The organism is Streptomyces sp. NPDC007929 (assembly GCF_042959065.1).
GTDB lineage: Bacteria > Actinomycetota > Actinomycetes > Streptomycetales > Streptomycetaceae > Streptomyces.
Genome location: NZ_JBIBKD010000006.1, coordinates 351,832 through 376,637, shown reverse-complemented (window position 1 = coordinate 376,637; position 24,806 = coordinate 351,832). Strand labels below are relative to the sequence as shown.

21 protein-coding genes are annotated in these 24,806 nt (G+C 73.8%); 14 read left to right on the top strand and 7 right to left on the bottom strand.

The features are described 5' to 3' along the window. Window positions 1-9: 9 nt before the first annotated feature. Window positions 10-84 carry a thiopeptide-type bacteriocin gene (locus ACFZDE_RS22490; protein ID WP_234325538.1) on the top strand — a complete coding sequence of 25 codons (75 nt, stop codon included), beginning with the start codon at window positions 10-12 and terminating at the stop codon, window positions 82-84. Window positions 85-189: 105 nt separating this feature from the next. On the opposite strand, the gene ACFZDE_RS22485 is transcribed toward ACFZDE_RS22490, so the two are convergent. After that, complete coding sequence (locus ACFZDE_RS22485; protein ID WP_391202136.1) at window positions 190-786, bottom strand: DUF7010 family protein; 597 nt, start codon at window positions 784-786, stop codon at window positions 190-192. Window positions 787-1,116: 330 nt separating this feature from the next. Between ACFZDE_RS22485 and ACFZDE_RS22480 the strand changes: the two genes are divergently transcribed. The 6 genes from ACFZDE_RS22480 to ACFZDE_RS22455 are packed head-to-tail and all read left to right on the top strand — an operon-like array spanning window position 1,117 to window position 11,418. Next, window positions 1,117-2,193: a hypothetical protein gene (locus tag ACFZDE_RS22480; RefSeq protein ID WP_391202133.1), complete on the top strand. Its 1,077-nt coding sequence runs from the start codon at window positions 1,117-1,119 to the stop codon at window positions 2,191-2,193. Beyond that, window positions 2,190-4,802 (top strand): lantibiotic dehydratase, encoded by a 2,613-nt coding sequence (locus ACFZDE_RS22475; RefSeq protein ID WP_391202130.1) that lies wholly within the window; start codon window positions 2,190-2,192, stop codon window positions 4,800-4,802. Before ACFZDE_RS22480 ends, ACFZDE_RS22475 begins: the two co-directional genes overlap by 4 nt. Next, complete coding sequence (locus tag ACFZDE_RS22470; protein ID WP_391202127.1) at window positions 4,799-6,970, top strand: hypothetical protein; 2,172 nt, start codon at window positions 4,799-4,801, stop codon at window positions 6,968-6,970. Before ACFZDE_RS22475 ends, ACFZDE_RS22470 begins: the two co-directional genes overlap by 4 nt. After that, window positions 6,957-8,900 carry a TOMM precursor leader peptide-binding protein gene (locus tag ACFZDE_RS22465; protein WP_391202124.1) on the top strand — a complete coding sequence of 648 codons (1,944 nt, stop codon included), beginning with the start codon at window positions 6,957-6,959 and terminating at the stop codon, window positions 8,898-8,900. The genes ACFZDE_RS22470 and ACFZDE_RS22465 overlap by 14 nt, the downstream gene beginning before the upstream one ends. Next, the gene (locus tag ACFZDE_RS22460; RefSeq protein WP_391202121.1) at window positions 8,897-10,444 is read left to right on the top strand and encodes a nitroreductase family protein; all 1,548 of its coding nucleotides are present in this window, start codon (window positions 8,897-8,899) and stop codon (window positions 10,442-10,444) included. The genes ACFZDE_RS22465 and ACFZDE_RS22460 overlap by 4 nt, the downstream gene beginning before the upstream one ends. 41 nt (window positions 10,445-10,485) lie before the next feature. Next, on the top strand, window positions 10,486-11,418 hold the full coding sequence (locus ACFZDE_RS22455) for a thiopeptide-type bacteriocin biosynthesis protein (RefSeq protein WP_391001148.1): 933 nt from the start codon (window positions 10,486-10,488) through the stop codon (window positions 11,416-11,418). 92 nt (window positions 11,419-11,510) lie between these two features. Here the strand turns inward: ACFZDE_RS22455 and ACFZDE_RS22450 are convergent, their stop codons facing one another. From ACFZDE_RS22450 to ACFZDE_RS22440, 3 genes are all read right to left on the bottom strand, one after another. After that, window positions 11,511-12,029, bottom strand: a complete 519-nt coding sequence (locus ACFZDE_RS22450; RefSeq protein ID WP_391202118.1) for a YceI family protein — start codon at window positions 12,027-12,029, stop codon at window positions 11,511-11,513. Window positions 12,030-12,116: 87 nt separating this feature from the next. Further along, on the bottom strand, window positions 12,117-12,950 hold the full coding sequence (locus ACFZDE_RS22445; RefSeq protein ID WP_391202116.1) for an ABC transporter permease: 834 nt from the start codon (window positions 12,948-12,950) through the stop codon (window positions 12,117-12,119). Then, complete coding sequence (locus ACFZDE_RS22440) at window positions 12,947-13,945, bottom strand: ATP-binding cassette domain-containing protein (protein WP_391001139.1); 999 nt, start codon at window positions 13,943-13,945, stop codon at window positions 12,947-12,949. Before ACFZDE_RS22440 ends, ACFZDE_RS22445 begins: the two co-directional genes overlap by 4 nt. A 292-nt stretch (window positions 13,946-14,237) precedes the next feature. On the opposite strand from ACFZDE_RS22440, the gene ACFZDE_RS22435 reads away from it, so the two are divergent. The 6 genes from ACFZDE_RS22435 to ACFZDE_RS22410 all read left to right on the top strand — a co-directional run bounded on the left by ACFZDE_RS22435 (window position 14,238) and on the right by ACFZDE_RS22410 (window position 19,410). Then, window positions 14,238-15,491, top strand: coding sequence for an FAD-dependent monooxygenase (locus ACFZDE_RS22435; protein ID WP_391202113.1), 1,254 nt, complete (start codon window positions 14,238-14,240; stop codon window positions 15,489-15,491). An 87-nt stretch (window positions 15,492-15,578) separates the two neighbouring features. Then, a complete protein-coding gene (locus tag ACFZDE_RS22430; protein WP_391202110.1) occupies window positions 15,579-16,070 on the top strand; it encodes a hypothetical protein in 492 nt (163 codons plus the stop codon). A gap of 130 nt (window positions 16,071-16,200) precedes the next feature. Next, on the top strand, window positions 16,201-17,001 hold the full coding sequence (locus tag ACFZDE_RS22425) for an SAM-dependent methyltransferase (RefSeq protein WP_391202107.1): 801 nt from the start codon (window positions 16,201-16,203) through the stop codon (window positions 16,999-17,001). A gap of 205 nt (window positions 17,002-17,206) precedes the next feature. After that, window positions 17,207-17,890 carry a hypothetical protein gene (locus tag ACFZDE_RS22420; protein ID WP_391202104.1) on the top strand — a complete coding sequence of 228 codons (684 nt, stop codon included), beginning with the start codon at window positions 17,207-17,209 and terminating at the stop codon, window positions 17,888-17,890. A 50-nt stretch (window positions 17,891-17,940) separates the two neighbouring features. Further along, window positions 17,941-18,444, top strand: a complete 504-nt coding sequence (locus ACFZDE_RS22415; RefSeq protein ID WP_391001125.1) for a glutathione peroxidase — start codon at window positions 17,941-17,943, stop codon at window positions 18,442-18,444. 69 nt (window positions 18,445-18,513) lie between these two features. Further along, a complete protein-coding gene (locus ACFZDE_RS22410) occupies window positions 18,514-19,410 on the top strand; it encodes a MerR family transcriptional regulator (RefSeq protein ID WP_391202101.1) in 897 nt (298 codons plus the stop codon). Window positions 19,411-19,516: 106 nt separating this feature from the next. Here the strand turns inward: ACFZDE_RS22410 and ACFZDE_RS22405 are convergent, their stop codons facing one another. The 3 genes from ACFZDE_RS22405 to ACFZDE_RS22395 all read right to left on the bottom strand — a co-directional run bounded on the left by ACFZDE_RS22405 (window position 19,517) and on the right by ACFZDE_RS22395 (window position 21,781). Beyond that, window positions 19,517-19,708, bottom strand: coding sequence for a DUF397 domain-containing protein (locus ACFZDE_RS22405; RefSeq protein ID WP_391001119.1), 192 nt, complete (start codon window positions 19,706-19,708; stop codon window positions 19,517-19,519). A 214-nt stretch (window positions 19,709-19,922) separates the two neighbouring features. Then, on the bottom strand, window positions 19,923-20,780 hold the full coding sequence (locus ACFZDE_RS22400; RefSeq protein WP_391001116.1) for a Scr1 family TA system antitoxin-like transcriptional regulator: 858 nt from the start codon (window positions 20,778-20,780) through the stop codon (window positions 19,923-19,925). A gap of 245 nt (window positions 20,781-21,025) precedes the next feature. Beyond that, on the bottom strand, window positions 21,026-21,781 hold the full coding sequence (locus ACFZDE_RS22395) for a GPP34 family phosphoprotein (protein WP_391001114.1): 756 nt from the start codon (window positions 21,779-21,781) through the stop codon (window positions 21,026-21,028). Between the two features lie 236 nt (window positions 21,782-22,017). Here ACFZDE_RS22395 and ACFZDE_RS22390 point away from each other — a divergent pair, with 236 nt between their 5' ends. Continuing rightward, the gene (locus tag ACFZDE_RS22390; RefSeq protein WP_391202098.1) at window positions 22,018-24,789 is read left to right on the top strand and encodes a D-alanyl-D-alanine carboxypeptidase; all 2,772 of its coding nucleotides are present in this window, start codon (window positions 22,018-22,020) and stop codon (window positions 24,787-24,789) included. The last annotated feature ends 17 nt before the right edge of the window (window positions 24,790-24,806 follow it).

Sequence of the window (24,806 nt, the reverse complement as noted above, 5' to 3'; positions counted from 1 at the left end):
GGCGTCGCCCTGCCGGAGATGGGCGCCTCCAGCGGCTCGATCGGCACCTCGTCCTCCTCGTCCAGCACCTGCTCGGCCTGCTGAACCAGCGTCAGCGCACAAGCACCACCGCGTGAACGCTTCAAGGATGCGCCTGTCCGGCCTCGGCCGGTCGGGCACATCCTTGCGTTCAGCGCTGGTCGGGGAGTGTCAGCCGCGCAGGGCCAGGTGGTACGACGAGGCCCACAGCACCACCGCGCTGCCCAGGCCCACCACGATCCGCACGGTCTCGCTCGCGACGCCGGCCGCGACGAGCACGAACCCGGCGACCGCGACGACCGTCAGCAGCGACGCCGTCCACCGGTACTGCCACTGGTCGTACAGCCGGGCGAGCGGGAAGAAGTGCAGGCCCACGACGAGGGCGATGCCGGCGGGGATGAACTCGGGCCGGCCCGCGGCGTTGGAGGCGGCGATGACGGCGAAGATGGCCGCCAGCTCCACGGTGTTGACGATGCCCACGCCACGCGCCCAGTTGGCCGGAAGGGCCACCATCCGGGGCGAGGGCGCGGCGCCCTTGCGGTACCCCAGGTAGATCGCCGTGGCGGTGATCAGCAGCGCCGCCACCTCGATGGCGAGCGGCGCGGCATCCGTCGCCGAGCCGGTCCCGGAGGCCGCCGCCACGGCCCACATGAGGCCGAACACGGAGAGCACGGCCACGCCTCGGCGGCGCAGGTTGCGGGTGAGGGCGAGGCACTCGGCGTCCGTCGCGGACGGGGTGGGGGGTGTTGTGGGGGACGTAGATGTCACTCGCGGAGAGTACACCTGCCGACCTGCCTTCTTGGCGGTTTCCGGCCAGTTCACCGGCAGCCCCGAACGGGTCGACCGCCGCCCTCGAAGCGGAATACGGCATTCCGTCATCTTGATCAGTGGCCGGGCGTCACGGAAACGATGACGTATGTAAGCGCAGGACCTTTTTCCCTTCCGGCTCGAATTCCCGGCGCCAATCATGGGATTCAGGTTCACGAATTCATTGTGGCTCTTCTCGGAAGGTGAAAGGACATGGGGGTTCACGCTCCGGAGCGCATTGCCGTGAGGCCGGATTCCGCCGGCCTGACGGGGGTGCGACTCCATACCCGGATGCCGGTCACTCCGGCCTGGCTGGCCCGGCACGTCGTCCCGGTCGCCCGCGCACTGGGCGAGCTGGGCGTGCCCGGCGTGCAGGTGCGGCGCGGCTGGCTGCACGGACCGCACGTCGACATACTCGCCCCGGCCGGCGCCCTGCCGCCCGGCGGCGCCGTCGACTGGGCGGCGATCGAGGCCGCGCTGGACGCCGGCCCCCTCGACCCGGCCCGGGCCCTGACCGAGGAGGTGTACCTGGACCAGGCCCGCGAGTTCGGCCGCCTCGAAGCGGTGGAGCCGCCGTATCTGCCGCTGCGCGAGCACGGCGCGGTGCTGCGCGTCACCCCCGGCGACCCCTCGCTGCGCTCCCGGGAGCCGCGCCTCGACGCCCTGCGCACGGTCGTCCACGGCGCCCTCGCGACGCCGGTGCTGACGATGATCGAGGGGATGGCCGAGGAGCCGGGCAGCGGCACGGTCCGCCTGGCGGAGGCGTTCGCCGCCCTCGTCGACACCCATGCCCTCGGGGCCGCCTACGGGGTGTTCTCGCCCCGCTCCCACGTGGAGGCCTTCCTGGCCTGGGCCGCCCCGCGCAAGGACATGCGCCCGGTCTTCCGGGAGCGCCTCGCCAAGGAGGGCCCGCGCATCCGGGAGGTCGTCGAACAGCGCCTGAACGGCGCGGTGTCCCCGGCGGCGGCCCAGTGGCGCACGGCGTTCGCCTACGGCGCCGGGGTCCTGGACCACGCGGTCGCCACCGGCGCCCTCACCCCGGATCTGCTCGACTCCGTCACCGACGGCGTCGACCGCAGCCGGATGGGCCCGCCCGGAGCGGAGACGGTGGTGCCGCGCGGCGAGCAGCCCGACACCGACTTCCACCGGACCGTGCACGGCTCGGGAGCGATCAGCACCCCGTCCCCGTTCTTCGCCGCCTACCGCCTGCTGACGAACCTCTTCTACCAGCAGCTGCCCCTGCTCACGGTCTCGCCGATGCAGCGCTACTACATGTGCTTCGCGCTCGCCGAGACCGTCGACGAGGTGCTCGGCAGCAGTTGGCGGGAGCGCCTCACCGCCACGGAACCGACGGGAGCCCCGCGATGACCAGCCCCGAACCCCAGTGGTTCCTGCGCGTCAACCCGCTGCGCAGGGCCCGCCTCGCCGACCCCGAGCAGCGCCGTCTGCTCGATGAACTGGCCACGGCGGAAGCCGAGTTGGCCGAGGCCGCCGAGGTGTGCTCGCAGGAGCTGTACGAGCGGATCGGCGCGGCCGGCTCGGACACCGAGCGGCGCGAGCTGATCGCACTGCGCCGTGCCATCCACAACGGCCGCGCCCCCAAGAAGACGCCCGAGAGCCTCGAAGCGACCCCGTCGGTGGCCCGCTGGCTGGCCGCCTGGAACGGCCGGGAGCGGCTGCGCACCACGATCACCGAGGGCTATCCGGCCGCCGCCGACCGCGAACGGGCCGTGCTGGCCGCCCTGCTGGGCGACGGCGACCTGCTGCGCTCGCTCGCGCTCATCGCCCCCGAGGTGCACCAGGAGGCCGAGCGCTACCGGGCCGCGGTCGAGGGCCCGGGCAAGGTGTCCGCCCGCACCCGCAAGTCCGAGCGCGGCCTGATCCAGTACGTCACCCGGGCGATGGTGCGCACCAGCCCGCTCTCCCGGTTCACCGCGGTGGGCATCGCCGAACCGGCCCCGGCCGGCGACCCGGAGGCCGTCCGTCCCGGTGACGTGCCCTTCACCGGCGCCCGGGCCGTGCCGGGCCTGGACCGGGTCATGCTCCACTACGTCCTCGGCGGACTGCCCGCCGACGGCACCGACCTCACCACCCTGTGGGTGGGGATGCCGCCCACCTCGGCCCCCGACCCGGAGTCGGGCAAGCTGTTCTTCCTGAAGTTCTCCGAGCAGGGCATGCACCGCCTCGCCGTCCCGCTCGACGGGCCGGTGGGCGATCTGCTCGACGCCCTGTCGATGGGGCCGCGCAGGTTCCCGGCGGTCGTCGCCCACGTCGCCGCCCGGGCCGGCTGCCCCGCCGAGGAGGCCGAACGGCGCGTGCGGCAGGCCCTGCAGCAGGGCGTGCTGTGCACGTTCAGCAGGCCCGAGGAGGAGTCCGCCGCGGGCGACTACGACGACCTGCTGACCCTGCCCGACGGTGAACAGCCGCCCGGTGTCCGGGAGTTGGCGAGCCGGGTACGCGCCGGGCTGCCCCGGGTGACCGAGGCCCCGGCCGCCGAGCGCGGCTCGCTGCTGGCCGGACTGCGTGGCGACCTCGGCCGGTTCAGCCAGGCCGTGGGCCGCCCGGCGCACATCACGGTCGAGGAGGACTACGTCATGCCGCCGCTGAAGGTGGCGGCCTCCGACTGGCACGCCCCGCTGGCCGACCTCGGCCCCGCGGTGGAGCTGCTGACCGTCTTCGACTGGCTGCACGACGTACGGGTGCTGATGACCGCGGCGTTCGTGGAGCGGTTCGGGCCGGGGGCGAACGTGCCGCTCGCCGAGCACGCGGCGTTCGTCGTCGGGGAGGTCTCCCGGCGGGCCGCGGCGATGGCCGCCGTGTACGGGCCCGAGGGCAGCGGCCAGGCCGCCGCGCTGTCCGGGATCGGACCGGCGGACGGCTCCCTGGAGCGCATGTACCTGCTGCGCCGCGAGCTGTCCGAGGAGGTGCACGCCCTGCTCACCAAGACGGCCCAGGCCGGTGCGGACACCCTGCGGCTCACCGCGGCGGACGTCGCCGAGCTGACCCGGGCGCTGCCCGACCGCTTCCGCGGTGACCCGCTGATCTACGGCGTGCTGCTCCAGCAGGCCGGCGACCAGCTCGTCCTCAACGACGGACTGCCGGGCCACGGCATGCTGTACGCGCGCTTCCTGGAGGCCGACCGCCGCCAGGGCGGCCAGGCCCTGCCCCGGCTGGCCGAGCACCTGAAACGCTTCTACGGCCACGACGGCACCCGCATCACCGAGGACCTGGGCCTGCACCGCCTCAACGTCAACGCGCACACACCGGTGCTGCCGGGCGGCCTCACGGCCGAGGACTGGTTCACGCTGCGCCTCGCGCACGACCCGGAGACCGACACGCTGCGCGTCGAGGACGCCGACGGCGCCCCGCTGCGGGTGCTGCCGCTGGGCACCGGCCACCCGGGCCTGTTCCCGCCGCCGCTGTCGGTCGCCTCCGGCCTGGTGATCAGCGGCCGGCTCTTCAACAGCCTGCCCAACTCCTGGCACGCGGCGACCCCCTGGGACGGCAAGCACACCCGCGTCGCGCCGCGCATGGCCGTCGGCGACGTCCTCATCGGCCGCCGCCGCTGGTACGGCGGTGCCGAACTGGACACGGCCGTCGCCGCCGGGCCCGACGAACACGAACGGCTCCTCGGACTGACCGCCTGGCGCTCCCGCCACGGCGTCCCCGAGGAGGTCGTCATCAAGTCGGTGCCGGACGACGAGGGCCCGCTCTCGGTGGGCGCCCCCGACGTGCAGTCCAAGCGCCTGGCGCAGAAACCGCAGTACGTCGACCTGTCCAGCGCGCTGGCGGTGCGGGTGCTGCCGCGGATGCTGGAGCGCCGCGGCGCCGGCACGAGCTATCTGGAGGAGGCCCTGCCCGGCGTCACCGACGGCACCCACGCCACGGAGTGGGTGCTGGAGGTGGGGCGGCGGGCCGGTGGCCGCTTCGTGTACGACCCGGCGAACAACGGGGCAGCGGAAGGAGTCAGGCCATGACCGTGACCGAGGTGGAGAGGAACGCGGCCGTCTCGCCCCCGGCCACCACGCCGCTCAGGGCCCGGCCCGGGCTGCACTACGCGCCCGTGCCGGGGGGCGTCTACTTCAGCGGGACACGCGGGCAGTTCGTGCTGCGCGGCTCGGAGCTGCTGTACGCGGTGGCGGACGGCTGCGTGCCGCTGCTGCGGGCGGGGACGACGGAGGACGCGCTGGTCGCCGAGTTCGGCACCGAGCGGGCCCGGCCCGCCGTACGGCACCTGCTGGGCAAGCTCCGGGAGAACGGCCTGCTGCTCGACGCCGCCGCGCTCACCGAGCCGGAGCCGCCGGCCGAACTGGCCGCCCGGCACGCCGAGACGCTGGCCCGCCTCACCGCCCGCCTCGACGACCCGTACGCGGCGTTCGCCCGTCTGCGCCGGGCCCGGGTACGGCTGCACGGCCCGGCCACGGCGACGGCTCCCGCCCTGCGCGGACTGCGCCGGGCGGGCGTGACCGACGTGACGGCGACGGACGCCCCGGTGACGCCGCAGGGGCCCCTGGTCCCGGTCTGCGATCCCGCGATGTACGCGGACCCCGCCCTGCTGTCCGGCAGCAGCGGCTCGGCAGGCGGCTCCCGCGCCCTGATCCCCGCCGGCGCCCCGGCGGTGCGCACACCTTCGACTCCCGCCGGCGACCCGGCGGTGCGGCACCCCCTGACTCCCGCCGGCGACCCGGCGGTGGATGGACCCGGCACGCGAACGCCCGTCGGCGACCCGGCGGTGCAGCATCCCCTGACTCCCGTCGGCGACCCGGCGGTGCACGGGACCGGTACCCGAACCCCCGCCGGCGACCCGGCGGTGGATGGACCCGGTACGCGAACGCCCGTCGGCGACCCGGCGGTGCAGCATCCCCTGACTCCCGTCGGCGACCCGGCGGTGCACGGGACCGGTACCCGAACCCCCGTCGGCGACCCGGCGGTGCACGGACACGGTGCCACAACTCCCGTCGGCGGCCCGGCGGTGACGACATCTGTGACGGACGAGGGCGTGCCCAGGGTCGTCGTCGAGTTCCTCGACGGTGACCGGACGTGGACCGAGGAGGACGGCACGCTGCACGTGCCCGTGCTGCTCGGGCCCGGGCCGGTGCTGGTCGGGCCGGTCGGCGTCGCACCCGGCGCCTGGGAGGTCCTCCGGGACCGGGCCAGGGCCTGGGCGGACGCCGAGGGCGTCGAACCGGCGACCGGGCCGATCGCCCACTCCCTCGCGGGAGCCCTCGCCGCACAGCTCCTGACCGACACCCTCACGGGTGTCGCGGAGCCCGGGGAGGCACATGTCGTGCACGGCCCCGATCTGACGGCCGACCGCGTCACCGTCACGGGCGTCCCCGTGAGCGAAGCGGTCGCCGTCCGTCTCGCCGACACCCCCGCCGAACCCCACCCCGCCCCCGAGGACGCGCTGGACGCCGCCGGTGTGCTCACCGCCCGCTGGACCGGCCTCTTCGCCTCCGCGCGGGGCGAGGACCTGCCGCAGATGCCCCTCGCCCTGCGCGCGGCGGAGCACCGGGCGGACCGCGCGGGCACGGTCACCGCCTGGGCCGCCCACCAGGAGACGGCGACCCTCGCCGCCGCCCTGGCCGCCCTGCGCGACCGCGTCGAGGACACCTCCGGCACCCCGGCGGCGGGCCTGACCCGCGAGCACTGGCTGCTGGACGGCGCCCTGCGCCGACTCGCCCGGACGGCCGGGGACGTCCTCGACGAGGACGCCCCGCTGCACGCCGAAGGCCACCGCATCGCCGCCGAGTTGCGGGCGCTGCTCGGCGGGACCGCACCGGTCCTCGCCGTCTCCCGGTACGCCGGGGTCGGCTGGCCGCTGGCCGAGGTCACCGTCGACGGGCGTCCGCGCGGCGCCGGCTGGGGCCCGACCGCCACGGAGGCGACGTACGCCGCGCTGTGCACGGCCCTGGCCGTCACGCAGACCGGCGGCACGGCCGACCGGCTCTCCACCGACGCCCTGCTGACCGCGGACGACGCGACCCGGGCGGCGCTGCGCGCGCAGCTCACGGCCCGCGCCGGCCACCAGGGGCACCCCCTGCGCACCGACCCGGTGCTGGGTGAACTCCCCTTCTGGTACGGCCCGGTGACCGATCACCCCGTCCGCACGAGCGCCGAGGAGGCCACCGATGCCGACCACTGAGCCGTTGGCCACCGAACCACCGGCCACCGAACCGTCGACCGCCGTGCAGGCCGGTCCCGCCCTGCCGGTGTCGGCGTACGGCGACTGGCTGCCCGCCCTCGCGCCCCTGGCCCGCGCCACCGGGGCCACCGTCTCCGTCAACCTCGGCTGGGACCTGGACTGGGAGCGCGAGCGCGTCACCCGGGCGACGGGCCCGCACCTGTCCGTGCGGGTCCACGACGACGAGGTCATGGTGGGCCCCCTGTGGGTGCCCGGCACCACTTCCGGCTGTGCCGTCTGCGCCGAGGTCCGCGAACGCACCGTCCTCGACCACCCGCTGGTGGGCGACCTCACCCAGGCCACCCGCGTCCCGGCGGCGCCCGCGCCCCTGCTGCCCGAACTCCTGCGCACCGGCCTGGACCACCTCGCCGCCCACCCCCTCGCGCCGGGCGAGGCCTACTCGGTGACCGTCCGCGGCACCCGACGGCACGGCATCGCCCGCAGCTTCCACTGCCCGGCCTGCGGCCCTGCCCCCGAGGACCTGGTGGCGACCGGGACCCCGGCGCCCCGCTCCCTGCGCTCCCGGCCCGCCGTGCCCGGGGACGCCACCCGCACCGCGGCGAGCCGTCTCGTCGAGCCCGGTTTCCTGCGGGACCGGCTCGTCGACGACCGCTTCGGGCCGGTCCGCGCGATCCTGCGCGAGTCGCACGCCCCGTTCGCGATGAGCATGGCCGTCGTCGCCGACGCCCCGGCCATGGGGCACGGCAGGGCCCGTACGTTCGCCGAGACCGAACCGGTCGCCGTCCTGGAGGCCTACGAGCGGCTCGGCGGCTACCCCTACGACATCCCCCTGCTGACCGGCCGCTCGTACCGCGAGGTCGCCGAACGGGCCGTCGACCCGGGCAGCCTCGGCCGCTACACCGCCGAGCAGCTCGCCCACCCGACCAGCAGGGCCACGCCGTTCACCGACGACACCCCGATGGACTGGGCCTGGGGCCACGACCTGGCCGACGGCACTCCGCTGCTGGTCCCGGCCGACCACGCCTTCTACCAGTACGAGTACGCCTTCCGCCGGGACCGGCGCGCGGCGCGCGTGGCCGGGGCCGCCAACCGCCGGCACTACTTCTTCGACTGCTCCAGCGGCTGCGCGGTCGGCGCCAACTACGAAGAGGCGGCCCTGCACTCCCTCTTCGAACTGGCCGAGCGCGACGCCTTCCTGACCTCCTGGTACCGCGCCGAGCCGCTCCCCCACATCCCGGTCGGCACCCTCACCGACCCCACCAGCCGGGCCATGGTCGAGCTGATCAGGGCACGTGGCTACGACGTGCATCTCCTGGTCGCCACCCGGGACATCGGACTGCCGGTGGTGTGGGTGATCGCCGTGAACGAGAAGGACCCCTTCCCGGCGACCTTCTCCTCCGCGGGTTCGGGCGCCGAACCCGAGTCGGCGATCCGCGGCGCCCTGCGCGAGGTCGCCCAGCTCGTCACCAACCCGGTCGACTGGACGCGCGAGCAGGTGGAGCGGATGGTCGAGGACCCGTGGCTGGTGGAGGAACTGGAGGACCACGTCCGCTTCTCCTCCATCCCCGAGACCCGCGACCGCGCCCTGGCGGGACTCGGCGGCCCGGCCGTCACCCTGGAGGAGGCGTTCCCGGACTGGCCGGGACGGCTGGAGCGCGCGTCCGGCGGCGACGTACGCGGCACCCTGAAGTACGTCGCCTCGCTCTTCGCCGACGCGGGCCTGGACCGGATCGTCATCGTCGACCAGACCAGCCGGGAGCACGCCGACGCCGGTATCGCGGTGGCCCGCGCCGTCGTCCCCGGCATCGTGCCGATGTGCTTCGGCCACGCCCAGCAGCGCCTGGACGGACTGCCCCGGCTGCGCGCCGCCCTGCGCGGCACGGGCCAGGAGCACCGGGCGATCCCCTACGACCCGCACCCGTTCCCGTGACGGCCCCCGCCGAGCCCTGGACGCGGCGCGCCCCGGTCGACCTGCCGGGCCCCGAGGGCGACAACAGCATCGCCCGCGAGCCCCTCTGGTACGCCTACGGCACCGGCGTGGACGCCCCGGAACCGCCGCCGTGGACCTGGGAGGCCACACCGCCGCCCGACGCCCATGTGCCGCCCCCGCCCCCACGCCCGGCGGGACCGGCGACCCTGCTGCCGCCGGGCACGACGGACCACCTGTCGGCCCTGCCGTACCCGCACGTCCCGGCCCCGGGTGGCCCGGCCGCACCGGACGCCCTGGCCCACGCCCTGACCGCCACGTTCGCGCCGCTGCGCCGCGAGCCGGAGAACCCGTACAACGAACACCGCCCCTACGCCTCGCCGCGCTGCCTGTTCCCGGTGCACGCCTTCGTGGGGGACGGCCGCGACTGGCGCCTGCTGGAACCCACCCGCCACACCCTCACGGGCCCCGGCACCGGCACCCCCACCCGCATCGCCCTGACCGGCCGCTACACCGCGATCCCCCGGGCGTACCAGTGGTTCCGTGGCTCCCTGGTGGCCATCGAAACGGGCATGGTGCTGCGCGCACTGAGCCTGGGCCTGGAGCTGTTCGGCACCCCGGCAACCCTGACCCCACCGACACCGGACGGCCCGAACCTCCTGCGCGACCTGGGCATGGACCAGACCTGGGAGTGGTCGCTGCCGTGGCTGGTCGAGCTGGATGAGGCACCTGGCGCAGGTCGCGAAGCGAACGGCTTCATGGAGACTCCGGTGCCCGAGGGCGACCCTTCCCTCACGGACGTGGTCCGTGTCAACCGGGCTCAGGGGCACGTCCCCAGGGGCGCGGGGAACTGCGCGACAAGCCACAACGCACCCGCACCCCTGACCACCGCCGTACCCCCCACCGTCCCCCACTCCCCCCACACCCCCACCTGGTCGGACCTCCTCTGGCACCGCCACTCCGGCCGCATGCCCAGATCCCTCCACGGCATGGACTCCGCCAAGTGCCTCACCCCCCTCCCCACCAGCACCCTCACCACCGCCCTGGCCTGGCTCGGCGTCCCCCCACCGCACCCCACCCTCGCCGCCGCCTTCGATGCGGTCACCGTCACCGCCGTCGTCCAGCACATCGACGGCCACACCCCTGGCGTGCACCGCACCCACAACGGCACCGCCCACCTGCTCCGCCGGGACCCCACCGCCCCCGCCGGCCTGGAGGCCAACTACGGCTACGGCCTGACCCCGGTCAACGGCTGCGGCATCGCCAACGCCCCGCTGACCGTCTTCTTCTCGGTCCGCCCCCGCGAACTGTTCGCCCGCTTCGGCCCGGCCGGCTGGAGCGCCGCCCAGCACGCCTGCGGCTGGGCGGTGCACGGACTGTGCCTGGCCGCCGCCGCGGAGGGCCTGTTCGCCCGGCCGGTCCGGGCGTTCAAGGAGATCCAGACCAAGGAGGTCATCGGCCTGGGCGAGGACGAGACGATCGTGCTGTCGGCGGTGGTCGGCGTACCGCGCGAGACCGGGGGCGCCGTGCTGGACCTGCGCACGTAAGGCTCTCGAAACCCCACGGACGACGACGACAAGGAACCCGCATGCCCACCACACCGCACCGCTGGAGCGCCTGGCACCTGCACCTCGGCACCACGGCCCGCAGCGCCCACGACCGCGTCCTCACGGACGTCATCGGCCCCACGGTCGCCGAACTCCCGCCCGGCACCCCCTGGTTCTTCATCCGCTACTGGCAGTCCGGGCCCCATCTGCGGCTGCGCGTCGCGGACCTGCCCGAGGGCACGGCCGCGCACGCGCGCGTGGAGCGGGCCCTGCGGGACCGGCTCGCCGAGGCGGGCCGGCTCGCACCCGGCGAGGAACCCCTCGCGGAGGAGGCGTACCGGCAGGGCGCGTCCCGGCTCGCCGCCGCCGGGGAGACCGGCGTCAACGCCTCCGTCCACGCGCTGCTGCCGCCCGGTGTGCACCGCGCCGACTACGACCCCGAGTTCGAGCGCTACGGCGGCCCGGCCCTCATGCCGGCCGCCGAGTCCCTCTTCCACCGCTCCAGCGAACTCGTCCTGCGCCTGGCCCCGCTCGTCACCTCCGAGGCCCGTCGCGCCCGGCTCGCCCTGCGCGGCACGCTGTCCGCCGCCGTCGCCCTCGGCGGCCCGCAGGAGCGGGCCCACTACTTCGCGCGCGGCCGGGACGCCTGGCGGGCCTGGGCGCGGGACGCCGGGCACCCCGACGAGCTGCTGGACCGGATCACCACCGTCGGCCAGGACCCCGCCTCGGCCGGTGTCTCCCCGGACGCCCACGGCCCGTTCACCGACTGGTACGAGGCCCTGACCGCGCACGCCGCGGACATCCGGCGCCACTCACCGGTCCACCCGGGCATGATCCTCTTCTCGCACGCGCACATGCTCCACAACCGGCTCGGCCTGAGCCTGCTGGAGGAACTGCGCACCTACGCCTGGCTGTCCCACGTCTTCCCCGCGCCGGCACCGACGCCCACACCCGACCTGGCGCCCGCGGGGTGATCCCCCGCGCCCGTGGGCGCCCACGCGGAGGCCCGGCCGGATTCCCCTTCACCGGCCGGGCCTCTTGACGTGTGTGCGCAGCGCGGCTCGGCTCATCCCTCCCGGGCGAACACGGCCCGCACCCGCACGAGCAGTTCCGCTCCGACCAGCCCGCGCATGCCGCCGACCCCGCAGCTGTGCCGGTCGACCCGGGCGGTGGCCCGTACGACGACCCGTTCGCCCTGCTCGGTGAGTTCGTCGACGGTGAAGGTGACCGGGGTGGCACGGCCCTTGACCTCCAGCCGCGCGCTGAGGCTCAGGTCGTCCGCCAAGGCCTCCCCGGTCAGGCGCAGTTCGGGGTGGTGCTCGGCGTCCAGGAAGCGCGGGCCTCGCACGGCCGTGTCCCGTCCCGGGTTGCCGGTCTCGAAGCCCGCGGCGGCGACGGCGGCGTCGAGGCGGACCAGGCGGCCGCCCGGGGCGATCTCGACACGGCCCGAGCGCACCGGGAGCGAGCCGTGCACGGGCAGGAGGAAGAAGTGCCGGCCGGTGAACTCCACGGTGGAGCCGTCCGGTTCAAGGCGCCAGGTGCCGGCCGGTGCGGTGGGAGGGCGCGTGGTGGGGTCGAGGGACATGGTGGGGGTTCCTTCCGGGAGTGGGGGGGTGGGACATGCGCCGAGGGGGCCTGCGGGAGGCCCCCTCGATGGTCGGGACGGGTCGCGCTACTCGGGGCGCGGGTCCCAGCGGAAGCTGCGCACCGCGATCAGGGCGCCGACGACGCCCCAGGCCGCCAGCACGGCCAGTTCCTTCCACTGGAAGCCGCCCTGGTGCGCGAACGGCGCGAGCATGGCGTCGTTGAACGGCTTCACCGGCAGCACCCCGGCGATGGTGTTCATGACGTCGGAGTGGATCGGGAAGTAGCTGCCGGAGATGAACACCAGCGGGAACTGGATGAACTGCACGACCGCGGGCGCCGCCTCGGAGTTGCGGATCAGCGAGGCCACACCGACGCCGAGGGCGCAGAAGCTGGCCGCGCCGAGCACCAGGGTGAGCGCGAGGGCCAACCAGTCGGCGGGCCACGGCACCCCGTACAGGCGCCCGATGCCGATGACCAGCGCCACGTCGACGACGCTGACGACGACGCAGTGCACGAGCAGGCCCGCGAAGTAGACCCAGGCGGGCAGCGGGGTGGCGTGCAGCCGCTTGAGGACACCGGTCTGACGGCGCATGGCGAGGACGATCGCCAGCTGGCCGTAGCAGGCGCCCAGCACGGAGACGGCCGCGATGGTCGGCGTGTAGTACTGCAGGCCGCTCAGGCCGAAGAAGAAGTCCTCGCCCTCGCTGCCGGAGAACACGGCGCCGAAGACCGAGATGATCACGATGGGCAGCACGAAGGTGAACACCATCGACTGCGGGTTGCGCCAGAACGACAGCTGCTCGTAGCGGATCTGGTGGGCGAGCAGGGCGAGCGAGCCCCGTTCGTCGGGCCGTTCGCGACCGGCGCGGCCGGCCCGACGGGTGGTCTCGGTGGTGGTGGGGGGCAGGGTGCTGGTCATCGTCGGCTCCGTCCGGGTCGGCGCCCTCGGCGCGCACGCGCCGCCGAGGACGGTGTGCTGCCCCGCTCGGTGGACGGGGAGGAGGCGTCCTGATCTGCGTACGAACTGGTCAGCCCCAGGTAGACGTCCTCCAGGGTGGGCTGCTCGACGGTCAGCCGCTCCAGCGGCGTGCCCCGGTCCAGCGCCCAGGAGGTGAGCCGGTGCAGGGCGGCGGTCGGCTCCTCGGCCTCGGCGGTGACGAGGCCGTCCTCGGCGTCGCTGACCCGGATCGGCACGTCGTCGATGGCGGCGCCGGGCGGCAGGGCGAACCGGATCCGGGCGAGGGCGCTGTCGCGTCCGCCGATGGTGTCGGGCGTGCCCGCGGCGACGATCCGTCCGGCGGCGATGACGGCGACGGAGTCGGCCAGGGCCTGCGCCTCGTCCATGTAGTGGGTGGTGAGCAGGATGGTCGTGCCGGCGTCGCGCAGGCTCCGTACGACCTCCCAGGCGCCGCGCCGGGCGCCCGGGTCGAAGCCGGTGGTCGGCTCGTCGAGGAAGAGCAGCTTCGGGTCGCCGATCACGCCGAGGGCGAGGTCGAGCCGCCGCTTCTGCCCGCCGGACAGGTCCTTGACCTTCGCGTCCCGCTTCTCGTCCAGGCCGACCAGGTCGATGACCTCGTCGACGTCGCGCGGGGCCGGGTAGTAGCCGGCGTTGCGGGCGATGGTCTCGCGCACCGACAGGTACGGCTCGACGGCGATGTCCTGGAGCACGAGCCCGATCTGCCCGCGCAGCCAGCGCCCGTCGGCCTTGTCGCCTGGGTCACGGCCGAGGACCCGGACGTCGCCGCCGTCGCGCTGCCGGAAGCCCTCCAGGATCTCCATGGTGGTGGTCTTGCCGGCGCCGTTCGGTCCGAGCAGGGCGAAGATCTCGCCCTCCGCGACGGCGAAGTCGACGCCGCGCACGGCCTCGTGGTCCCCGTACTTCTTGAGCAGGCCTTCCACGGCCACCGCGGTCACCGCGGTCGCTCCACTTCTCGTTCGCGTGTCACCGCGTGCCTCCAGGTGTCGTAACCGGTCTTCTCCTTCCGGAAGTTAGGGCCGGGCGGGGGTGCGGCAGCAGGCGTGAGGGGGGTTTCGATGACGTCCGTCACGCAAGCGGCGACAGTTGTCAGCAGGCCGGGGCGTGACGTTGCCGCCCGTCCGGCGGGCGCCACATGCTCGGGTTCACGACCGATGACAGTGCGTCCACGGCGCCCGCCCCGCGGCGGAGCGCGGACGGGGCGCGAAAACCCGGAAGGCGGTCCCTGAGGTGCTGTTGGGCGAAGACACAGGAGGACGGCGGCTGCCCGGGAACACCGCGGAGCCGGCCGGTGGGGAGCGGCCGACGGTCGCCATCGTCGGCGCGGGCATCGGCGGACTGACCCTGGCCGGCGCGCTCAGCGCGAGCGGCACGCCGTACGTGATCCACGAGCAGACCCGTGAACTGGCCGAGGTGGGCGCCGGTGTCCAGCTCTCCCCCAACGCGATCCGCCCGCTGCTGCGTCTCGGCCTCGGCCCGGCGCTGGAGGAGCACGCGGTGCGGATCGACGCGATGGAGGTACGCGGCTGGAACGGGCGGCCCATCGCGCGCACGCCGCTCGGCGCCGACTGCGAGCGCATGTTCGCCGCGCCGTATCTGACGATCCACCGCGCGCATCTGCACGACGCGCTGCTGTCCCTGGTCGACCGGGACCGGCTGGGCCTCGGCCAGAGGCTGAGCGCGGCGCGCGAACTCCCCGGCGGGGCGGGCGTGCGGCTGTCCTTCGAGGACGGCTCGGTGCGCGAGGCGGCCGTGGTGGTCGGAGCGGACGGCATCCACTCCACGGTCCGCGAGACGCTGCGCCGCGACGAGCCGGTCTACTCGGGCCTGGGCATCTACCGGGGCCTGGTGCCCGTGGAGGCGCTGCCCGCCGGGGCCCGTGAGCGCCTGGTGCGGCTGTGGCTCGGGCCGGGCGGGCACTTCGTCGCCTACCCGGTCGCGTCCGGCGCGTACCTCAGCTACGCGGCGACCGTGCCGCTGCCCTCCGACGCGCCGCCCCGCGAGTCCTGGTCGCGGCCCGGGGACCCCGACGAGCTGCGGGCGGTCTTCGGCTCCTGGACGGGTCTGGTCGCCGACATCGTCGCGGCCGTGGAGACGACCCACCAGTGGGCGCTGCACGACCGGCCGCCGCTGCGGACCTGGTCGACCGACCACATCACGCTGCTCGGCGACGCGGCCCACCCGATGCTGCCGTTCATGGCGCAGGGCGCCAACCAGGCGATCGAGGACGCGATGGACCTGGCCGCCTGCCTGGCCGACGCGCCGGCCGGGGCGATCCCCGAGCGCCTGGCCCACTACGAGGCGCTGCGCATTCCGCGCACCGCCGAGGTCCAGCGCGGGTCCCGCGGCAACGCGGGCATCCTGCACCTCCCGGACGGCCCCGCCCAGCGCCGCCGGGACGCCCAGATGGCGGTGCACGCGGCGCTGCACGACCGGGCGGCGCTCTACGCCCACGAGACGGGCCGCAGCGTGGTGCCGGCTTGATCCACCGGCGTCGCGCCGCCGCGTGCGGGGGCGTACTTGAGTACGCGTGCTCATGACGCCCCCGGGCCGCCCGCCGATCCTGATCGTATGACGAATCGGGGAAGCATGGCGGCGGCCGGGGCCGCGCTCGTCGGCGGGGTGCCGGTGGCCGCCTGGGGGCTGATGGGGCAGCAGAACCACGCCGGGCTGCCGGCGAGCGAGCTGGACTACGCGTTCCAGCCGTGGGACATCGGGGACGGCGTGGCCGCGGTCGCCGGGGGGCTCGGGCTGGTGCTGGCGGTCGCCGGTGCGGTGGTGCTCGTGCGGCGGTCCCTGCGCGGGGCGATGGACCAGCGGTGGTGGGGCGTGCTCGGACCGCTGGTGGCGCTCGGTCTCCTGGCTGGTGTGGGGTGGCGGATCCTGACCGCGGGAGGCATCGGGGCCAACATCGGAGCCGGGCTGCTGATCCTCTTCGGTACGCCGATCGCGGCGGGGCTGCTGCTGTGGTCCGTGGCGTGGGCGTTCTGGCTGGCCACACAGGGGCGTGGGCACCACGGGGGCGGCGGCGAGCTGGGGGGTTTCGCCTCGCGCGGGGTGTAGCTCCCGCACGGGGCGTGGCTGAAATGCCACGGTGGGGTGCGGCCGGCAGGGACAACACCGGTGCCCCAGGGGGAAGTTCGCCTAGGTTGGTGAGCCGGTCCCCCTTCCCCGCCCCCCAGGAGGCCCCGCCATGCCCGACGACAGCCTGCGCGACCGCATCGACACGTCCAAGCCGCACTCGGCGCGCTTCTGGAACTACTTCGTCGGCGGCAAGGACAACTACGAGGTCGACCGTGAGATCGGCGACCAGATCAAGTCGATCTTCCCGGGTCTGGTCGACGTGGCGGTGACCAGCCGCCGGTTCCTGGGGCGGGCCGTGGAGTACCTCGCCGGTGAGGTGGGGGTGCGGCAGTTCCTGGACGTCGGCACCGGGCTGCCCACCGCCGACAACACGCACGAGGTCGCCCAGCGGGTCGCGCCCGACGCGCGGATCGTGTACGTCGACAACGACCCGATCGTGCTGGCGCACGCCAACGCGTTGCTGACCAGCACGCGGGAGGGCAGGACGGCGTATCTGGACGCCGACCTGTACGACCCGGAGGCGGTGCTGGAGGCTGCCGCGGGCACGCTCGATCTGTCGCGGCCGGTGGGGCTGATGATCCTCAACACGCTCGGGCACGTGGCCGAGTACGAGCGGGCGCGTGAGCTGGTGCGGCGGCTCATGGCCGGGTTGCCCTCCGGCAGTCATCTGGTGATCAGCGACAGCACGGCGACGAGTCAGGGCATGATCGCGGCGTCCGAGGCGTACAACGCGAGCGGGGCGGTGCCGTACTACGTCCGGCCGGTCGCCGAGATCGCGGGGTTCTTCGACGGTCTTGAGCTGGTGGAGCCGGGGGTGGTGCGGGTTCCTGAGTGGCGACCGGTGACCTCCGGTGACGCCGGTGACGCCGGGGCCGTGGACGCGTTCTGCGGGGTGGGGCGGAAGGTGTAGGCGCGTTGTCGGGCGCGGGTGGGTTGGGGGTCTTCGCGCAGTTCCCCGCGCCCCTGAAGAGGTGCGTCGTCGGGTGCCGCTGAGTGGGGGGCCTTCGCGCAGTTCCCCGCGCCCCTGAAGACGTGCGTCGTCGGGTGCGGGTGAGTGGGGGGTCTTTGCGCAGTTCCCCGCGCCTCCAAGAGCGACACCACGCGATAATCAGGGCATGTCCGAGTCCCTGTCCCTTTCCGAGCCCGTTGGTCGGCTTCTCGGGGATCTGCTCGGCGTGGGAGAGGGCTGCTCCCTCGTCCTCGCCGGGGGGTACGCGATGCTGGCGCACGGGCTGGTGGAGCGGACCGGGCCGGACGTGGATGTGGCCACCGGGCATCCGGCCGCGCTGGAGGACGTCGCGGACACCGTGCGGAGCGGTCTGGTGGGGCGCGGGTGGCTCGTGCAGACGCTGGAGGCGGGGCCGCTGTCCGCGCAGTTCCTGGTGACGGACGCGCCGAGCGGCGTGGAGTGCCAGGTCGCCCTCCACAAGGAGGTGCTGTGGCGTCCGGCCGTGGAGACGGAGCTCGGTCCGGCGCTCTCCCTCGACGACCTCGTCGGCACCCGGGTGCGGGACCTTGCCGACCGCGGTCTCGCGCGCGACCTGGTCGACGTCCGGGCCGCCTCAGCCCGCTGGAGCCGTCCCGAACTTGAGGAGCTCGGCCGCCGTCACGCCCCCGACACCTTCGACCTCACCGACCTCCAGGCCCGGCTGACCGGCACCGACTGGCTCGACGACAGGGCGTTCACCGCGCAGGGCCTGGACGGTCCGTCCGTCGCCGGGCTGCGCCGCTGGGCCCAGGAGTGGGCCGACGACATCGCCGAGCGCCTCATCGAGGGCGAGGCCCCGCAGGAGGAGTGACCCGCACGGGCCGCGGACGGGCCGGTGGTGGGCAGAGCTAGGGTCTGTTCATGACCATTACCAACGGTTCCTCTCCCCTTGACGTCGAGATCGGTGCGCTGCAGGGCGGTCCGGCCGACCTGGCCCAGTACGCGGGCAAGGCCGTGCTCGTCGTGAACGTCGCCTCCAAGTGCGGTCTGACCCCGCAGTACACGGGCCTCGAGAAGCTCCACGAGCAGTACGCGGACCGCGGCTTCAGCGTCCTCGGTGTGCCGTGCAACCAGTTCCTCGGGCAGGAGCCCGGCAGCGCCGACGAGATCGCCGAGTTCTGCTCGGCCACGTACGGCGTGTCGTTCCCGATGACGGAGAAGGTCGAGGTGAACGGCGACGGCCGGCACCCGCTGTACGACCGCCTGACCGGCTTCGCCGACGCCGAGGGGCACAGCGGGGACATCCGCTGGAACTTCGAGAAGTTCCTCATCGGCCGCGACGGGCAGGTCGTGGCCCGCTTCTCGCCGCAGACCGAGCCGGACGCGGCGGAGGTCGTGGCGGCGATCGAGGCCCAGCTGGCCTGACGGCCGCCGCTTGACCTTGCCCCTGGGTCAGGCCCGAGCGTCCTCGTCATCGGGCGGAAGAGCCGCCCGATGACGGAGGATGCGGTGGTGGACGAACCGGACACGGGCCCGGGCGAGGACCGGGAGCTGCTCACCATCGGGGCGTTCGCCGCGCGTGCACGCCTGTCGCCGAAGGCCCTGCGCCTGTACGACCGGCTGGGCCTGCTCGCACCGGCGCATGTCGACGAGGCGACCGGCTACCGCTACTACCGCGCCGGCCAGGCCGAACGGGCCCGGCTCGTGGCGATGCTGCGGCAGCTGGACATGCCGCTCGCCCGGATCGCCGAGGTGGTCGAGGCGGGCGACGGGCCCGGGGCGGCCGAGCTGCTCGGCGCGTACTGGGCGGATGTCGAGGCGCGGGTGGCGGGGCAACGGACGCTCGCCGCGTACCTCCGTGGACGACTGTCGGGGAGGAGCTCCGCGATGTACGGGACGTTCACGGTCGAGACGGTTGAGACCGCCGCGCAGGTGGTGATCTGCGAGAAGCGGCACACGCTGGTGGACGAGCTGCCGGCGTGGATCGGGGCGGCGCTGGACCGGCTGATGCGGGCGGCCGAGGAGTGCGGGGGCGTGGCCGGGGTGCCGTACGTGGCCTATCACTCCGAGGTGTCGACGGAGAGCGACGGCCCGGCCGAGGCGTGTGTGCCGGTGGCCGACGAGGCGGCGGCCCGGGCCTGGGTGGAGCGGCGGGGCAGGGCGTGGGAGACGACGGTCCGGGTGGAGCCGCCCCGGCGGCTGGCGTACACCAGGATCACCAAGGCGCAGGTGGCGCACCCGCAGATCCTGGCCGCGTTCGAGGCGGTGGAGGAGTGGATGGCGGCCCGGGGGCTGACGGCGACGGGTCCCTGCCGGGAGCTCTACTTCGCGGACTGGGCGGCGACAGGGCCCGAGGACCCGGCGTGTGACGTGGCGTTCCCGGTGAGCTGATCCCCTCAGCGGACCGCGGGCACAAGCGGAGCCCTCTCGGCAAGGACGGCGATGCTGGTCGAGAGGGCTCTGTCGGTGGTGCTTGTGGTGCGGTCGATCGCGGGGGTCAGGCCTTGACCGAGGCCACGAAGGCGTTCCACGCGTCGGCGGGAAACGCCAGCTTGGGACCCTCGGGGACCTTGGTGTCCCCGAGTTCCAGGGCCTCGGTCACGGTCGACCTGACCATCACGCACGCGCCGTTGTTGTTGGTGTAGGAGGACGTCGTCCACGTTTCCGTGGCGCCCAGACGAATTGCCATGTTCGCTCCGTTGCCAGTTGCGTTTACGCCAACCCGTGCTGGTGGTTGGCGTGATCGACGCTACTCGCCAACATCCTCGTTCGGAGCAGTCATTCACTCGACTGGATGGCATATTCCAGAGGAGACTTCCAGTCAGGCGTGTCAGGGGTGTAGCATCCCGCGCTTTGCCCGACGGAAGGTCATCCCCGGCGGCGGATGGCCCTCCCGCGGCGGCTCAGCGCGCGTATTCCTTCGCCACGTTCTCGATGAGCTGCCGGGACTGGTCCACGTTCAGCGACTGGGCGCGCAGGTGCTCGTACATCACCGTGTACTTCTGCACGTCGAGCGGCTTCTCCAGGTACAGGTCGCTGGTGACGCCCTCGATGTAGACCACGCTCGAGTCGGCCGCGTCGGCGAACTCCAGGATCGAGTACTGGCCGTTGATGCCCGCGTGCGCGCCCACCTCGAACGGCAGGACCTGCACGGTGATGTGGGGCAGCTGCGACATCTCGATGAGGTGCTCCAGCTGCTCGCGCATCACCGGGCGGCTGCCGACGATCCGGTGCAGTGACGCCTCGTCCAGGACCACCCACAGCCGCAGCGGGTCGGTCTCGGCGGTGATCCGGCCCTGCCTGCGCAGCCGGACCTCCACGCGCTTGTCGTTGTCGGCGTCCGACGCCTCGGGCGAGCCGCCGCGGATGATGGCCTCGGCGTACGCCCGGGTCTGCAACAGGCCGGTGATGATCTGCGGTTCGTAGACCCGCAGCGACTCGGCGTCCGTCTCCAGGCCGATGTAGACGCTGTAGGGGATGTCCCCGAACGCGTGCCACCAGCCCTGCTGCCGGGAGTCCTTGGCCATCTGCATCAGCGAGTCGACGATGCGCTGGTCCTCGACCTCGTAGACCCCGCACAGGTCGCGGACGTCGCGCTGGCTGATGCTGCGCCGTCCGTTCTCCAGACGGCTGATCTTCGACTGCGACACCAGCAGCCGCTCGGCCACTTCTTCGGCCGTCATGCCCTTGAGCTCACGGAGCCTGCGGAGCTCCTGGCCCAGCCGGCGCCGCCTGACGGTGGGATTGACATTGGACGCCACGGGACGTGCACCTCCGGCTGCGTGCCTCTACTTTGCGTATCTGCTGTTGAGCAGACTGCCACCAAGGTGCTCACTACCGCTGGGAAACGGTGGATATGCGACGGGTACACGCCAGTTCGGGCACGGCACGCCGAGCGGGGCGGAGAGAGTGTGTGCTCTCTCCGCCCCGCTCGGACAGCGGCTCCCGTGACCGGGTTCGTGGGTCCCGTGGTGCGTGCACCGGTCGTGGGCGGGCGCGGCGCGGCTCAGTGGGCCGCGACGCGCGCCATGCTTCCGTGGCGTGGCTGCATCGGAACCCCCCGGGCGGGCTCCGCTGCGGGCCGGGTGCCGCCGGTGGCCTGGCGGCCGGACGGTGCGGCGTTGCGGCGCGGCTGGGCCGCGACGCCGTTCTGGACGTCCATCACCGCGTGCGCGACGAGACCGCCCATGGGGTCGTGCCTGATCAGGTCCCTGAGCCGGGAGCGAGAGGAGCGTCCCTCGTTGCCCGGGTACAGGTGCTTGCCGAGGCCGACCGCGTGAGCGAGGGCGGCGAGTGCCGCGGTCCGCGGGTCCGGCGGTACGCCGGTGCGGATCGCGGAGTCCAGCCGGGCCCTGATCTCCCGGCTGATCTCGGTGTCCGTCGCCTGGTAGCGAGTCGTCGGCAGCACCCCGCACATCTGGCCCGCCACGGCATGCACCATGCCGCACCGCTCCAGATGCGAGAGGTAGGTCTGGCGCAGCCCGAGACGCGGCCCGCCAATCCAGTGGACGGCTCGCACGGGAGCGCCACGCCTTCGCAGCAACTCCAGTGCGCAGTCCAGTGTCGGATCTCCAGTCGGCCGTGGCGCCACCACGGCGATACGATCCCCGTCTGGGGCTATCCGTCCGGCCAGCGCCAGCTCTACTAGCTGTGCTCCGGCCAGACCGAGGTCGAGCGACTGCGGCTGTGCGGTGGTGCCCGTGGTCGGGTCCAACGCCAGCAGCAGAAGCTCCTCCGGAAGTGTTCTGCGGCTCCTGCCCATCCATGCCTCCCCGCGTGGATGAAAGACAGGGTGACCCCTCTCACATTGGTCTGTCGAGGGTGCGTGACCGGTTCGTAGTGGAACCAGTAGGTATGTCGTTCTCGTCTACCGGATGGGTTTGGCCCGCACACAGGACACTGGTACATGGTTCGGACAGCGCCGGAGCGGTGTCACGGGCGGCGGTTCACGGTTCGGTACGCGCACGCGGGGAGCAGCGGCGCGAGGAGGAGGCATCGGTGGCGGGCGAGTCCCCCGACAGGTCGAAGCAGCGCGAGTCGTCGGCACGAGAGACGTCGGGGAGCGCGAGTCCGGTTCCGGAGGCCAGGAGCGAATCCGCGGCCGACCCGCGTCTCGCGGTGGCCCGGGACACGGAGAGGTCATTGGCACGGGGTGGCGCCGACACGGCGACGCGCGTGCTGTCCACGCGCACGGGCGAGTCCCCGAAGAACACCGGGCACGAGACGGGCACCCCGGACACGGAGAGCACCGCGGCTGACGCGGAGCGCGCCGAGAACGCCTCGGGTGACGCGGAGCGCGCCCAGAGCGCCTCGGGTGACGCAGAGCTCTCCGAGAACGCCTCGGACGCGGAGTGCGCCAAGGGCGACCCGGACGCCGAGAGCCCTGCGGACAGCTCCGCCGGTGACGCCGGGCGGGCCGAGGGCAGCTCGGACGCCGAGGGCGCCGGGAACGGCTCCGGCGGCAAGGGCGCGGACGAGTCCGCCGAGCGCGGTACGGACACCGAGAACGACTCGGGCGCCGAGAGCGCGGCGGAGGGCTCCGCCGGTGACGCCCGGCGGGCCCGGAGCGGTTCGGACGCCAAGGACCCGGCGGACGCCGCCGGTGACGCCGGGCGGGCCGAGGACAGCTCGGACGCCGAGGGCGCGGACGAGTCCGCCGAGCACGGTACGGACACCGAGAACGACTCGGGCGCCGAGAGCGCGGCGGAGGGCTCCGCCGGTGACGCCGGGCCAGCCCGGAGCGGTACGGACGCCGAGGACCCGGTGGACGCCGCGGCCGGTGACGGCGGGCGGGCTGAGGGCGGCTCGGGCGCTGAGGGTAGTGACGGGCGGTTGCGGGATGCCGTAGCCGCGTGGGTCGCCTCGGCGGACGGGGAGAAGGAGTCCGCCGCCGAAGGTGACGCCGAGGGCCAGGACTCCGCCGACGAGGGCGACGAGCCCGAGGCGGACCGTTCCGCCACCGGTGGGAGTGCCTCCGGGGCCAAGGCCGGCGACGAGCCCGCGGACCCGCGGGTGTCCGGCAAGGCCGAGGCCTCCGCCAAGACCGCGCCCGAGGACGCCACCCCCAAGAAACCCGACGCCAAGACACCCGACGCCAAGGGCACCGACGCCAAGCGCACCGACTCCGTCGACCACCCCACCGCCGTCTTCAAGGCCGCCCCCAAGGCCTCCGACGACGCCGACGACGACGCCCCCGCCGCACCCCCCGTCGACCAGCCCACCGCCGTCTTCAAGACCCTGCGGCCCCCGGTCGATCAGCCCACCACCATGCTGAAGCTCGGGGGCGCGGCCAAGGACCTTCCGAAGTCGGACCTGCCGAAGACGGACGCTCCGAAGAAGGACGTCCCGGAGAAGGACGCCGAGCGGACCAGCAAGTTCGTCGCGCTCAAGCCCCTGGACGACCCGGCGGCGAAGAGGCCCGCCCCGGCGGAGGCCACCGCGCCCGTCCCCACCGTCGGACCCGAGCGGACCACGCAGCAGCCGCTGCCGCCCAAGCCGCCCCTGGATCTGCTGGCCGAGCTGACGAACACCCCGCCGCCCCCGGAGACCCCGCTGCGGACGGCGGCCCGGCGGGTGAAGATCTGGACGCCGCTCGTGCTGCTCCTGATCGTCGTCTTCGCGGTCGTGCAGACCGTGCGCCCGCTCCCCTCGCCCACCCTCGAACTGACCGCGAAGGACAGCTACACCTTCGAGGGCGGCAAGGTCGACATCCCCTGGCCCACCGACGGCCAGGCCGCGCTGGACGTCCAGGGCATCGGCACGTTCGGGTCCTCCGGCGAGCAGAAGCCCGTCCCGATCGCGAGCGTCGCCAAGGTCATGACCGCCTACGTCATCCTGCGCGACCACCCGCTCAAGAGCGGCGAGGACGGCCCGAAGATCCTGATCGACCAGGCCGCCGAGGACCAGTCCGACGCCGGACAGGAGTCCACCGTCGACGTCACCAAGGACGACAAGATCACCGAGCGGGAGGCCCTGGAGAGCATCCTGATCGCGTCCGCGAACAACGTGGCGCGGCTGCTCGCCCGCTGGGACGCGGGGTCCGAGAAGGCGTTCGTGCGGAAGATGAACCAGGCCGCGACGGACCTCGGCATGAAGAACACGACGTACACCGACCCGTCGGGCCTGAACAACACGACCGTCTCCACGGCCGTGGACCAGGTCAAGCTCGCCAAGGCCGCCATGCTCCAGCCGGCGTTCCGCGAGGTCGCGGCGATGATGTCGTACGTCGACTACAAGCAGAAGAAGCACGACAACTGGAACCGCCTGGTCGGCTACAACGACGTCACCGGCATCAAGACCGGCACCACCACCTCGGCGCTCGGCAACCTCGTCTTCGCGGCCAAGAAGGACGTGAACGGCGAGACGCACCGGATCATCGGCGCGGTCGTGCGCCAGCCCGCCGGCGGCCCGGACAACACGATCCTGGGTGCCGCGCTCCACGAGGGCGACAAGCTGATCAAGGCCGCGCAGGGCGCGCTGGAGTCGGCGACGATCCTGAAGAAGGGCGATGTCGTCGGGTACGCCGACGACGGTCTCGGCGGCCGCACCCCGGTCGCCGTCACCGAGGACGTCACTGCCGTCGGCTGGGCGGGTCTGTCCGTCAAGCTGACGTTCGCCGGTGACGACCTGCCGCACACGGCCAAGGCCGGCACGAAGGTGGGCACGCTCACCGTCGGCGACGGCAGCAGCAGCGCCGTGAAGGTCCCGGTCGCCCTCCAGAAGGACCTGACGGAGCCGGGCTTCGGGGCCAAGCTCACGCGCCTCGGCTGAGCCGGGGCGGCCGCGGC